Source organism: Bacillus sp. S2(2019), assembly GCF_005144805.1.
GTDB lineage: Bacteria > Bacillota > Bacilli > Bacillales > Bacillaceae > Bacillus > Bacillus altitudinis.
The window spans coordinates 1-12,501 of record NZ_SWFL01000007.1; the positions used below are offsets into that span (position 1 = coordinate 1).

The window sequence follows — 12,501 nt, forward strand, 5'->3', positions numbered from 1 at the left end:
TTCTGTCCGCTCGACTTGCATGTATTAGGCACGCCGCCAGCGTTCGTCCTGAGCCAGGATCAAACTCTCCGAAAAAGTACAAAACCGAAGTTTTGTTTTTCGTCAGCGTTTGACTGACTACCTATGATGTATCATAGGATTTTTTTATAAAAACTCGAATTAACAGGTACGTTTTGTCTTGTTTAGTTTTCAAAGATCATCTTCGCCGTTCTTAGCGGCTTTAATAATATAACATTTCGCTTCATCTTATGTCAACAACTTTTTTTAAGTTTATTTCCCGAAGCGTTTGTGTTTGTCACTGTGTGTCAGCGACGATTAATAATATATCACGAAAACATTCTGTTGGTCAACGCCTTTTCAGAACTTTTTTTAAAATAGTTTTATTGTGCATGTTAAACCCTTGTCCTGCATACAATCAAGTAACAATCTTGGACAAGGCAGGAGTGTTTGAATTGAGTCGATTATATGTGTTGCCTATTAAACGGCTGAAGCAAGTAGTCATTATTCTTGTAGCAGCCCTTGCAGCTGCAACCTTTTTTTATGTACAAAAGGCACCGCCGCTGTCGGTATTTAAAACAGAACAAGGACCCCGAGCAATTTATAAAGGAGAGACCTCATCAAAACACGCATCCCTTACGTTTAATATTGGCTGGGGAGACGAGAAGGCTGTTCCTATTTTAAATGTCCTTCGAGAGTACGATATAAAGAACGCCACTTTCTTCCTGTCTGCTTCTTGGGCTGAGCGTCACCCGGATATTGTGAAAAGGATTAAAGAGGACGGTCATCAAATTGGCAGCCTTGGCTATGCATATAAAAATTATAGCCAGCTTGAAGAAAACGAAATTAAGCGTGATCTTGTCCGTGCACAAAATACATTTCAAAAGCTTGGACTGGAAGACATTCAATTATTAAGACCGCCAACTGGGCAATTTAATGAAACGGTATTGAAAATTGCAACACAGTATGGCTATACCGTTGTCCATTACAGCATCAATTCTCAAGATTGGCTGAACCCGGGCGTCGACCAGATTGTTCATAATGTAAATGATCGAATGAAAAGCGGAGACATCATTCTCCTTCACGCCTCAGATTCAGCCACCCAAACCGCTCAAGCCTTACCAGCTATTTTAAAACACTTAAAAGATAAGAATTTAAGAAACATCACGGTTGGCGAACTTATCTCTAATACAAAAACAAAGTCAACTGAGGTTAAGTAGCTTTTGCTTTTGAAAACCGCGGCATAGCTAACAACTGAAACGCATTACAACCTAATAGCGGGAATAGCATTAAATACAGCCAGTCCTCTTCATTGACTCTAAGCGCCGGAAACCATTCTAACGACGTGATGACGACCATGAGAAACATTGCAGAAATAAATGTTTTCTTAGAGGACTGCTGCTGTTTAAAATAAGACACGATCAATGCAAACACACCGATAAAAACAGGCAGCCATAAGTATGAAAGAAATGATTCATTCTCCCCGAAAAACAAAAACCGCAAATAAGCTAAATCAAACAGCACGAAAATCACAAGGAATAACTGAATGGTATTCCATAAAGAATGCGACCTGAAAATCTCCAGTGCAAACCGGTGCACCGTCAAAAAGACAACAAACCCCATCTGACTGATTACACTAAAGATCATCCCCACACCAATAAACCAAAATAACACAGACGCAATCTCTAAAATCTCAAACGATACAAACAGCTTCTGATATTTCCCCCACTCCAGCGCAAAACCTACCACGCTTGTAATGACCGCTCCAACAGCCAGCACAGAGAAGAAAAAACGAACTAAATCCCGACTTTTCATTGAATTGACCCAACCCCTATTTTTGTTATGTATAAATTCACGTGAAACATTCATATTAAAAGTAAGACATGTAACGAAAGGAGCCACAGTATGTCAAAAGGCATCTTGCGTATAATGAGCTGTTTTCTTCTTTTATCTCTAACAGCTTGTGCTCCCAAAACCCAATCCTCATCTAATATGGACTATGACGAAACGAAAAAAATGGTCGTCGATATTTTGAAAACAGATGACGGTAAAAAGGCCATTCAACAGTTATTAAATGACGAGGCAATGAATGAAGCTTTGGTAATGGATGAACAAACTGTGAAAAAAACAATAGAGAAAACACTAACTTCTGATAAAGGCAAAGAGTTCTGGAAGAAGGTCTTTGAGGATTCTAAATTTGCCGAGACTTTCGCAAAATCCATGCAGCAACAGCATGAAAAGATGTTAAAACAATTGATGAAGGACCCTGACTATCAACAAATGATGATGGATATTCTCAAGGATCCTGAAATGGAAAAGAAATACGGTGAACTGGTCAAAAGCAAAGAGTTCAGAAAGCACTTAGAGAAAGTCATCACCGAAACATTGAGCAGCCCTCTTTATAAGAAGAAATTCGAAGATGAGCTAAAAAAAGCAGTCTCTGAAAGCAGCAATGATTCCGGTTCACAAGGAAACGGCAGTTAAACATCACCCGAGTGGCACAAGGTCCACTCGGGCTTTCATTATGCTTTCACTGTTAATTGTTCAATGACTTTATTGGCAATGTGTTGATACACTTCCCCTGTCGGATGACTCGCATCATAGACGGAAGGTGCAAAATCGTCCTCATTCCAATCAGGCTGTCTTAAAGGGATTTGACCAAGGACTGATACTCGCAGCTCCTCCGCCAGCTTGTCCCCGCCGCCCTTTCCAAAGACATATTCCTTCTCACCTGTTTTTTTGCTTTCATAGTAACTCATATTCTCAACGACCCCTAGCACCTCGTGATCTGTTTGCAGTGCCATTGCGCCTGCTCTAGCAGCAACGAAAGCCGCTGTTGGATGCGGTGTTGTCACAATGATTTCTTTACAGCTCGGAAGCATCGTATGAATATCAAGTGCCACATCACCTGTTCCAGGCGGAAGGTCTAATAGTAAGTAATCTAATTCTCCCCACTCTACTTCGTGGAAGAAATTATTTAGCATTTTACCAAGCATCGGTCCTCTCCAAATGACCGGTGCGTTTTCTTCAACAAAAAAGCCCATTGAAATCACTTTGACGCCAAAGCGTTCCACAGGAATAATCTTTTCCCCTTTAACTGTCGGTCTGACGGTGATTCCCATCATATCCGGTACGCTAAAGCCGTAAATATCAGCATCGATCAGTCCCACTTTTTTCCCTAGACGAGCCAGTGCCACAGCCAGGTTAACGGAAACAGTTGATTTCCCAACTCCGCCTTTTCCACTCGCAATCGCTAAGAACACAGGCGGATTTTTAGAGTTGAGCAAATTTTCTTCCTCATCCTGTGACGGCATAAATTTTTCAAGCGTTTCTTGAGGCAGTTCTTCAAAACGAAGTCCTACAGTGTTCGCGCCCGCTGCTTTTAAAGCTTGTACGATGTCTTGCTGCAGCTTCATCTGCTCAGCAGTGCCTGTCTTGGCAATCGCCACTTTTAAGCTCACATGTTCTTTTTCAGGCTTTAGGCTGATTTCCTTGATGGCATCCAGCTCACCAAGCGGTATATGAAGGAAAGGTTCGTCCATCTTCCCAACTAGTTTTCTCACATCATCTTGTCCGATCATAGCAGAACCTCACCCTTTATTGAATTCGTTTACAATCCAAGTATATCATACATATCCTTACAATGTCTGTCCTCTTTGCCTGCGATAAACAGGAAAAAGCCCCTTATTCAGGCGGCTCTTTTTGCTCTGTTAAATATCTGAGAATGCCTTTATAAATTGAAGCAGCAATTTGATCCTGATATTTAGGAGTCGCCAGCTGACCAGCCTCTTTTGGATTCGATAAAAATCCTATTTCGACAAGCGCTCCTGGCTTCGTGACATTTTGCATTAAATAAATCCCATTGATTCGCTTCGCCTTGCGATCTGTGTTTTCAAGGTTGTTGCGCAATTCATCTTGAATGAACTTCGCTGCTTTTTCATTCTCTTCATACTTTCCGTAAAAAAACGTCTGGGCCCCGCTCCATTTGTTCGATGGGATCGCATTTAAATGTATGCTTAAATAGAGATCCGCTTCAGACTCATTGATGACTTTCACACGGTTTCTCAAATCCTCCGCTTTCTTTCGGGCATAACCCTTTGTATTCTTTGATGATAAATCAGAGTCATCCTCCCGGGTCATGAGAACAAGCGCTCCCTGCTCCTGCAAATAGTCTCTTATCTTCATGGACACATCCAGTGCAATCTCTTTTTCGAGCAGCTCGCCGCCAACAGCACCGCCATCTGGACCGCCGTGACCCGGATCTAAATAGATGATCTTGCCGCTCAAAGGCAAGTTCCACGATTTCCACGAATCATCATTTAGAAACTGAAATCTGAATAAGAATAAGAGGACAATAAACCCGATTAAAAACCCTGTCCATTTCAGCTTTCTTTTCATCCCTGTCCCTCCCATACACCATTATTTTATAGATATGGGACAAGGGCTGGAAATATGCTTAGTGCAGGCGAAGCTTATGCCTTTTTTCTGATTCCCGAAAGCCTTCCTTCCACCATATGCTTAAAAATTCCTTCGCAAATGGATACAGACACGACATCTTACGCTCCATTCGGAACATATTCCCCCACGATTGCAAACACCCTGCTAGCTCCTCAACCAGCTCATCTTCTTCATGAACTGACCGCTTTTTTATATCATCGAAGGATTCACCGTACTTACTCGACTCACCGTATCTCCCACCTGCTAAAAAAGCCTCAATGGCGAAATCAATACAGCCATCACTCATAATCCCAGCTGGATCATCTGCAAATGGGAACAGCTTCCTCGTGAATTTCTCGGAAGCGACCGTCACCTGTTGAAGAGACAATGTACGCAACAGCTTCTTTTCAAGCGTGACATCTCGTTTTGTTTTCAATTGATAAAATGAAAGAACTTCTGCCATGGACTGAACTCCTTTTTTTCTTTGTATTGTTCGTTGGTTTGGACAAAACATGCAGTTCAGTAAATGGAAATCAATGCGCTAACGGATTGGAAAATTGTGATAAAATGAACATTTATATATAGAAAGAATAGAAAAGGGGCAAAATTCATGAAGAAGTGGATGTATATCCTGTTGCTACTAACAGTCGTCTTATCTGGATGCGGCAGTCAAGCGACCGAGCAGAAGAGTGACATAAAAGGAATAGAAGACATATCATTAAAACAGCTCTCCAAACACAAAAATTCTTATATTGGAGACAATGGAGCAGTCGGCGCTATTTTATCAGATCTTCCAGGTAACGTGATTCGCGAGTATGAAATCGTAGATGAAAAAGCGCTAAAAGTGACATACGGCGTGAAAGAAAATACCAATGATACAGAAGAACAATTTGATGCATTTTGGTTTGATAAGAAGGATACCATTGAAAAAAACTACTTATATAATGCATTGGCACTTTTTATTCTTATCGATAACGTGGAGCAAGTGACACTCAAGATGTACTCTAAAGACGAGCCATCCGTCACGTTTAAAAGAAAACAGCTAGAGAAAAAGCTGCCTCATTCTTTTAAAGTATACAAAGACGATACAGCGCTTTGGCAAAAAGAACTGGTTGATGGAGTTGTGAAGTCAAAAGATAAACGTCAAGATGTATACAAAGCGTTTCCGGTGAAACAATCATAAAAAGCAGAGGGATGCCACCTTCTGCTTTTTATTTGAAATCAAGATGCAGTTTCATCCCATCATGCGTAGCTTCAAATCCCAACTTTTCGTAAAAACGGCGTGCTTCTGGCCTCTGTTTGTCTGTTGTCAGCTGAATCATATGACACCCGCGGTCACTTGCGCGTTGAATAGCCCGTTTGATCAACAATGTGCCAATTCCTCTTCCTCTATGAGTCGAGGCTGTACGAACTCCTTCTATTGAAGCTCTCCATCCTCCTTGATACGTTAGAAATGGAGTCATTGTTAATTGGAGAACCCCGACTACCTCTTCCCGATCACAAGCCACGATTAGTTCAATATTGGGATCCGCTTCGATCGAATGAAAGGCATTGAGATAGCTTTCTAATAATGGACGAGTGTAGCGTTCTCTCTTTTGGCCTAATTTGTCATCTGAAAGCATCAAAACGATGTTGTCGAGGTCTCCTTGGACGGCTTCTCTAAATGTCAATTGATTCAGATTCAATGAACACACCTCCTATCACGGAATGGAAGCCTTTATTCATTTGCCAAAATACCAATTGATCGCGTTCTCATATAAAATTTTATCCACCGCTTCCTCATCAAACATCCGTTGAATCAACTCAACATCACCGTATTCAAATGGACGTTTCGCCCTTGTAGATGGAAGGTCTGTACCAAACATCAATGCATCAGGATTCGTTTGATAAATGGACGTCAATGCATGTTCCACGTTTAAATCGACTCGCCCAAAACCAGTTGCTTTTACCCGAACCCCTTTATCAACCAGCTTGAGCAAATGCGGCAAACCTTCTTCAGATAAGCCTAAATGATCAATCGAAATAGCCGGTAGCTGTTCAAGCGTAGGTGAGATGTCAGGGAGATGCTTAGCGTCTATGTAGAGCTCACTATGCCAGCCCACCAGCTCATACACCCTTCTCGCAAAATAGTCGAGCTTTGAAATATCCTCCGAACCGCCCCGCTTCACATTAAAACGTAAAGCTTTGACCCCATGTTGATCCAAATGAACAATCTCATCGTCAGTTGCTGTAAAAGGTAATTGTGTCACACCGCAAAAAGTCGGTCCCATTTCATCTAGTGCTTTCAACATATAGTCTTGATCAAAACCCTGAAATGACCCTGACACAATCGCTCCACCTACAATCCCCAAATCAGCCGTCTCTCTCCTATAATCATTCACCACATAACTCGGCGGTGTATATCCTTGGTTTTCTTGAATAGGAAAATCAAAATCAATGATATGAAAATGTGCATCAAAGATCCTCATGCCCGCGCCCCTCTTCTGCTTATTTGACCTGATTATATCAATAGAGAAAGCCAAGGGATATTTGGAATGACGAATTACTTCATATCATGAAAACTTATCAAGTTTTCCATTCCTCTCGTAAGATGGCATAGTAAAACTCATCCCACCACTCATTTCCTTGTGGTATACATTTTTTAAAATATCCCTCTCTTCTCATCCCCATTTTCTCCATCACTCTCCACGATGGCACATTTTCAGGCTGACAAGTGGCAATGATTCGATGTAAATTCATTGTGTGAAAGCCATGATGTAGGACAGCAAATGCAGCTTCTGATGCATAGCCTTTGTTTTGATATGCAGAATTGAAGACCCAGCCAATTTCATATGTGTGCTCACCAAAGTAAGGATGAAACACGATATGCCCGATGCATGTATGATCTTCTTTTAATAGAACAGCAAAATTCTTGCCCGTCTCAAGACGATTATTTTTGACAAATTCCTGCGCCTCTTCTTTAGAAAAAACACCTTCTGGCATATACTTCATCACCGCTAGATCAGATGTATATGCATAGACATCCTGCCAATCATCCTCAATAAACGGTCGAATGAGACATCTTTCTGTTATTAGAATCATAAATGCCATCCCCCTTTAACATCATTTTTTAAACAGAAACCTGACTATGATCCTATTTTATATGTTTCCAGACAGAAAAAAACACAAATAAAAAAGCACCAGCAAGATGCTGATGCTTTTCATATAGGGTTTTCCTGTACAAACCCTTGTAAAACGTCCATACAATATAAAATTGATTAACGTTTTGAGAACTGAGGTGCGCGACGTGCGCCTTTAAGACCGTATTTCTTACGCTCTTTCATACGAGAGTCACGAGTAAGAAGTCCAGCACGTTTAAGTGGTGTACGGTACTCAGGATCTACTTCTAGAAGAGCACGAGAGATACCGTGACGAATTGCTCCAGCTTGACCAGAGAATCCACCACCGTGAACATTTACAAGAACATCGTAGCTGTTAGCTGTTTCTGTGATGTTCAAAGGCTGTTTCACGTCTTCGATTAAAGCAGCGAATGGAATGTATTCAGTAATTTCACGATTATTAACGACGATACGGCCTTCACCTGGAACTAAGCGAACGCGCGCTACAGAACTTTTACGACGACCTGTACCGTAATATTGAACCTGTGCCAAATTGTTAACCTCCCTTATAATTAACCGCGAAGTTCGTAAACTTCAGGTTGTTGTGCTTGATGTGGATGCTCAGAACCACGGTACACATTTAATTTTTTGAACATTTGACGACCTAGTGGACCCTTTGGAAGCATACCTTTGATAGCAAGCTCCAACATTTTTTCAGGGTAGTTTGTACGCATCTCAAGAGCAGTTCTTTGTTTCAAACCACCTGGGTGCATCGTATGACGGTAGTAAATTTTGTCCGTCAATTTCTTACCAGTTAATTCGATTTTCTCAGCATTGATGATGATCACGTGATCACCTGTGTCAACGTGTGGTGTATAAGTTGGTTTGTGCTTACCGCGCAAAAGTGATGCTACTTCAGTAGAAAGACGACCTAGAGTCTTGCCTGCCGCATCAACCACTAGCCATTTGCGCTCAATTGTGCTTGCGTTCGCCATTGGTGTTGTACGCATGAGTTTCCCTCCTAAATAAATCAATGAATTTTCCTGAATCAAATGCTACGTTCTATTTCAAAACACAGATAAGTCTTCCGGGGCTTATTTGTGGGGTTGAAATACATACCATATGATATCTTATAACTTTCTGCTTCCTGTGTCAAGAACATGTTACACCTGGTTTAGTTGTCATAGAAAACTTCCCATAAATACAGTCCGTGACTGGGCGCAGTCTTGCCTGCCGCTTCGCGATTTCGGGCGGCAAGCATGGCTTTTATCTCCTCAGGGTGAAATTTACCAGAACCAATTTCAAGTAACGTGCCTGCTATAATTCGCACCATGTTGTATAAAAAGCCATTCCCTCTCACACGCATTTCAAGCCCGTCTGAGACGTTTTTCCACTCAAGGGCGTAAATCTCCCTCACCTTGTCTTGAACCTCTGTATTGGCCGCACAAAAGCTTGTGAAATCGTGTCTGCCAATGAGGTGCCCAGCAGCTTCTCTCATTTTGTCGACATCCAACGGGTAAGGATAGTGACAGGCATACTGTCTCGTAAACACATTTTGGTGCGTTTCCGTTGAGACCCTATAACGGTACTCCTTCGACACAACACCAAATCTGGCATGAAACGACTCATCCACTTCTTCAGCCTTTAGAACACGAATGTCATCTGGCAGCAAGCTGTTGAGAGCAAACGGCCATCTCTCCATCGGGATGGCAAGCGGGGTGTCAAAATGGATGACCTGCCCCTTTGCGTGAACGCCACTGTCTGTCCGGCCAGAAGCCACAATCGGAATTAGTTCATCTTGTTTATGCATTCTAGCAAGAACAGATTCAATCTCCGTTTGTACAGTACGCTGTCCTGGCTGCACTTGATAACCTTTAAAATGTGTCCCATCGTATGATACGGTACATTTTACTTTCATCTAGGCATCACCTAATTTCTAAGCAGCACAAGGAGTGCTGTTAACAGGATGAATAGAAGCAGCGTGAACGTGTCTTTCATTCCCCAGACAAGCTGACGGTATTTCGTACGACCTTCTCCCCCGCGGTAGCCTCTCGCTTCCATAGCGGTCGCCAATTCCTCCGCACGCTTAAACGCACTGACGAAAAGTGGGACAAGCAATGGGACAATCGCTTTTAAACGATCTTTCACGGGTCCGCTTGTAAAATCAACACCTCTTGCCATTTGTGCTTTCATGATTTTGTCTGTTTCTTCGAGTAAAGTCGGAATAAATCGAAGAGAGATAGACATCATAAGAGCAAGCTCATGAACAGGCAGCTTGATTTTACGGAAAGGATGCAGCAGCTTCTCCATACCGTCTGTCACTTCAATAGGTGTTGTGGTCAACGTCAGAAGTGTTGTCATCATGATGAGATAGACAAAACGGAGTGAAATGAAAATCCCCTGTTTTAGACCTTCTTCATAAATATTCAGAAAACCAAAGTGAAAGAGCAAAGCGCCATCCTTTGTCATGAAGATATGCAGAATAAAGGTAAACAGAACAATCCAAAGGATGGGTTTCATTCCTTTGAGAATAAAGTACAGCGGCACCTGAGACACCATCACCACAAGGATCGTAAAGACCCCTAAAAGCCCGTAAGTGATGTAGTTATTCGCAAAAAAGACAATAAAGACAAAAAAGAAAATTGATAACAGCTTTGTCCTTGGATCAAGACGATGGACAAAGGATGTACCTGGCACATATTTGCCGATAATCATACTATCCATCATGATGTCGTGTCCTCCTGATATAAAGCTGTTAAGGCTTCTGCCATTTCATCCATGGTCAGAAGCGGTCTTGGAAACGTCAGCCCCAGCTTTTCTTCGACAGCCTGCTGGAATTTGATCGTTTCCGGGAGGTCCAGTCCGAAAGAAGACATGTCGGTACGATTGGCAAATAGCTCCCTCGGCGTACCTGTCGCCTTCACTGTTCCTTTGTGCATCACAATCATTTGATCCGCATAATGAGCGGCATCTTCCATACTGTGTGTCACAAGGATCGTCGTCAGGTTGGCTTTTTGATGAAGCTCATAGAACATGTCCATGATTTCTTTACGTCCGCGTGGATCTAATCCCGCAGTCGGCTCATCAAGCACAAGCACTTCTGGCTCCATCGCTAGAACACCTGCAATCGCCACACGTCTCATTTGACCACCACTTAATTCAAAGGGGGATCGAGATAACAAGGATTCAGGAAGGCCTACAAGCTTCAGCATCTCTTTAGCCTTGGCTTCCGCCTTTTCCTTTGGAACACCGAAATTCATCGGACCAAAACAGATATCCTTTAGAATCGTCTCCTCAAAGAGCTGATGTTCAGGAAACTGAAACACGATGCCGACCTTTTTTCGAAGGGGTTTCATATCCTTCTGTTTTTTATTGGCTTGTAAGACCGTATCTCCAAGCGCAATGCTCCCTTTTGTTGGCTTGAGCAGTCCATTTAAGTGCTGCAGCAACGTCGACTTGCCGGAACCCGTATGACCAATGACAGCAACATAGCTGCCTTCTTTGATGGAAGCATTGACATCATACAAAGCGAGACGCTCAAACGGCGTTTTCATTTGATAACGATGCTCTAATTCTTTGATCGTAATGTCCATAGCTCTTTCACCAATCCTTCTTGTGTCAAATGGGCATTTGCAAGCGGCACACCTTGCTGCTTCAATTGCTTACTCAACCGGTAGGAAAATGGCAGATCAAGTCCAATCTGAACCAGCTGTTCATCTAGTTCAAATACTTCCTCTGGTGTTCCCTCGGCAAATTTCTTCCCGCCATTCATCACAATAACGCGGTCTGCCTTCGCAGCCTCGTCTAAATCATGTGTGATGGAAATGACCGTGACCGTTCCTTGTTCCTTCAGCAGTCTGACGGTTTCTAGCACTTCTTCACGGCCAATCGGATCAAGCATTGATGTTGCTTCATCCAAGATCATGATGTCAGGGCTTGCGGCAAGTACACCTGCGATTGCTACTCTCTGCTTTTGCCCGCCTGATAGATGGTGCGGCTCTTGATCAAGAAACTCCTGCATATTGACCTGTTTGACAGCCCAATCTACACGCTCTATCATCAATTCCCGCTCAACCCCGTTATTTTCTAAACCAAAAGCCACATCATCACGAACCGTTGAGCCAACGAATTGGTTGTCTGGGTTTTGAAAGACCATGCCGACCTTTTTGCGAATATCCCAAACACTTTCTTCTTTCAGCTCAATCTCACCAACCTTGACCGTTCCTGCATCCGGTAAAATGAGCCCATTCAGTACTCGGGCAAGTGTGGATTTACCTGAACCGTTGTGGCCAACAATGGCAAGCCATTCATTTTGATTCACATGCAATGACACTTGGTCTAAAGCGGGCTTGTCCGCATCTTTGTGATAACGAAATACAATGTCTTTTACGTCAATTAATGTCTTCTCCATCTCTACCGGACCTCCTCTCAGCTCAACCTCTACTTTGCCTGTTTCTAAAAAGCCGTAGTATCTAAAAAAGGGCATAGATCCAGTTATGAACTGTCCCGCCCTTTCTTAGATACACGATATGTGATTAAACTAATTCAATGACAGCCATTGGTGCGCCATCGCCGCGACGAGGTCCAAGCTTCATGATACGAGTGTATCCACCTTGGCGATCTTCGTAGCGAGTTGCAACGTCAGCGAATAATTTTTGAAGTGCATCTTGGTTTGTTTCAGCGTTAGCTACTTCGTTACGAATGTAAGCTGCAGCTTGACGGCGAGCATGAAGATCTCCGCGTTTGCCAAGAGTGATCATTTTTTCAACTACAGAGCGAAGTTCTTTCGCACGTGTTTCAGTTGTTTCGATGCGTTCGTTGATGATCAAATCAGTCGTTAGGTCACGAAGCATTGCTTTACGTTGTGCACTAGTGCGTCCTAGCTTTCTGTATGCCATGTGATGTCCCCTCCTTAATTAGAGATGCTGTATGAATAAAAAACACACGAAAATCCTAGTTCACAATGAAA

17 protein-coding genes and 1 rRNA gene are annotated in these 12,501 nt (G+C 42.6%); 3 read left to right on the forward strand and 15 right to left on the reverse strand.

The window, feature by feature from the left end; translation table 11 throughout:
• A 16S ribosomal RNA gene (locus FBF75_RS18495) occupies positions 1 to 75 on the reverse strand; the annotation flags it as partial.
• 377 nt (positions 76 to 452) lie between these two features.
• Here FBF75_RS18495 and pdaB point away from each other — a divergent pair.
• Positions 453 to 1,217: a polysaccharide deacetylase family sporulation protein PdaB gene (gene pdaB, locus FBF75_RS18500; RefSeq protein WP_035389113.1), complete on the forward strand. Its 765-nt coding sequence runs from the start codon at positions 453 to 455 to the stop codon at positions 1,215 to 1,217.
• On the opposite strand, the gene FBF75_RS18505 is transcribed toward pdaB, so the two are convergent.
• Positions 1,210 to 1,812 (reverse strand): KinB-signaling pathway activation protein, encoded by a 603-nt coding sequence (locus tag FBF75_RS18505; RefSeq protein WP_136945063.1) that lies wholly within the window; start codon positions 1,810 to 1,812, stop codon positions 1,210 to 1,212. The genes pdaB and FBF75_RS18505 overlap by 8 nt on opposite strands.
• A 90-nt stretch (positions 1,813 to 1,902) precedes the next feature.
• Here FBF75_RS18505 and gerD point away from each other — a divergent pair, with 90 nt between their 5' ends.
• Complete coding sequence (gene gerD, locus FBF75_RS18510) at positions 1,903 to 2,481, forward strand: spore germination lipoprotein GerD (protein ID WP_017359176.1); 579 nt, start codon at positions 1,903 to 1,905, stop codon at positions 2,479 to 2,481.
• Between the two features lie 38 nt (positions 2,482 to 2,519).
• On the opposite strand, the gene FBF75_RS18515 is transcribed toward gerD, so the two are convergent.
• The 3 genes from FBF75_RS18515 to FBF75_RS18525 form a co-directional block, all read right to left on the reverse strand.
• A complete protein-coding gene (locus FBF75_RS18515) occupies positions 2,520 to 3,578 on the reverse strand; it encodes an Mrp/NBP35 family ATP-binding protein (RefSeq protein ID WP_008345199.1) in 1,059 nt (352 codons plus the stop codon).
• 103 nt (positions 3,579 to 3,681) lie between these two features.
• Positions 3,682 to 4,395 (reverse strand): N-acetylmuramoyl-L-alanine amidase CwlD, encoded by a 714-nt coding sequence (gene cwlD, locus FBF75_RS18520; protein WP_017359175.1) that lies wholly within the window; start codon positions 4,393 to 4,395, stop codon positions 3,682 to 3,684.
• A 58-nt stretch (positions 4,396 to 4,453) separates the two neighbouring features.
• A complete protein-coding gene (locus tag FBF75_RS18525; RefSeq protein WP_048003240.1) occupies positions 4,454 to 4,897 on the reverse strand; it encodes a YbaK family protein in 444 nt (147 codons plus the stop codon).
• A 147-nt stretch (positions 4,898 to 5,044) separates the two neighbouring features.
• On the opposite strand from FBF75_RS18525, the gene FBF75_RS18530 reads away from it, so the two are divergent.
• Positions 5,045 to 5,617: a DUF4825 domain-containing protein gene (locus FBF75_RS18530; protein WP_136945064.1), complete on the forward strand. Its 573-nt coding sequence runs from the start codon at positions 5,045 to 5,047 to the stop codon at positions 5,615 to 5,617.
• 28 nt (positions 5,618 to 5,645) lie between these two features.
• Here FBF75_RS18530 and FBF75_RS18535 read toward each other — a convergent pair whose 3' ends face one another.
• The 10 genes from FBF75_RS18535 to rplQ all read right to left on the reverse strand — a co-directional run bounded on the left by FBF75_RS18535 (position 5,646) and on the right by rplQ (position 12,430).
• Entirely contained in the window at positions 5,646 to 6,119 is a 474-nt protein-coding gene (locus FBF75_RS18535; protein ID WP_060780684.1) for a GNAT family N-acetyltransferase, read from the reverse strand.
• A 36-nt stretch (positions 6,120 to 6,155) separates the two neighbouring features.
• A complete protein-coding gene (locus tag FBF75_RS18540) occupies positions 6,156 to 6,902 on the reverse strand; it encodes an amidohydrolase family protein (RefSeq protein WP_136945065.1) in 747 nt (248 codons plus the stop codon).
• 97 nt (positions 6,903 to 6,999) lie between these two features.
• Positions 7,000 to 7,515: a GNAT family N-acetyltransferase gene (locus FBF75_RS18545; RefSeq protein ID WP_041091512.1), complete on the reverse strand. Its 516-nt coding sequence runs from the start codon at positions 7,513 to 7,515 to the stop codon at positions 7,000 to 7,002.
• 176 nt (positions 7,516 to 7,691) lie between these two features.
• Positions 7,692 to 8,084, reverse strand: coding sequence for a 30S ribosomal protein S9 (gene rpsI / locus FBF75_RS18550; protein ID WP_007496354.1), 393 nt, complete (start codon positions 8,082 to 8,084; stop codon positions 7,692 to 7,694).
• Between the two features lie 20 nt (positions 8,085 to 8,104).
• Complete coding sequence (gene rplM, locus FBF75_RS18555) at positions 8,105 to 8,542, reverse strand: 50S ribosomal protein L13 (protein WP_003217042.1); 438 nt, start codon at positions 8,540 to 8,542, stop codon at positions 8,105 to 8,107.
• A 164-nt stretch (positions 8,543 to 8,706) separates the two neighbouring features.
• Positions 8,707 to 9,450, reverse strand: coding sequence for a tRNA pseudouridine(38-40) synthase TruA (truA, locus tag FBF75_RS18560; RefSeq protein WP_136945066.1), 744 nt, complete (start codon positions 9,448 to 9,450; stop codon positions 8,707 to 8,709).
• Between the two features lie 11 nt (positions 9,451 to 9,461).
• The gene (locus FBF75_RS18565) at positions 9,462 to 10,259 is read right to left on the reverse strand and encodes an energy-coupling factor transporter transmembrane component T family protein (protein WP_008345215.1); all 798 of its coding nucleotides are present in this window, start codon (positions 10,257 to 10,259) and stop codon (positions 9,462 to 9,464) included.
• Complete coding sequence (locus tag FBF75_RS18570; protein WP_035389139.1) at positions 10,256 to 11,125, reverse strand: energy-coupling factor ABC transporter ATP-binding protein; 870 nt, start codon at positions 11,123 to 11,125, stop codon at positions 10,256 to 10,258. The genes FBF75_RS18565 and FBF75_RS18570 overlap by 4 nt, the downstream gene beginning before the upstream one ends.
• A complete protein-coding gene (locus FBF75_RS18575) occupies positions 11,101 to 11,943 on the reverse strand; it encodes an energy-coupling factor ABC transporter ATP-binding protein (RefSeq protein WP_008345218.1) in 843 nt (280 codons plus the stop codon). Before FBF75_RS18575 ends, FBF75_RS18570 begins: the two co-directional genes overlap by 25 nt.
• A gap of 124 nt (positions 11,944 to 12,067) precedes the next feature.
• A complete protein-coding gene (gene rplQ / locus FBF75_RS18580; protein WP_003216944.1) occupies positions 12,068 to 12,430 on the reverse strand; it encodes a 50S ribosomal protein L17 in 363 nt (120 codons plus the stop codon).
• Between the last annotated feature and the right edge of the window lie 71 nt (positions 12,431 to 12,501).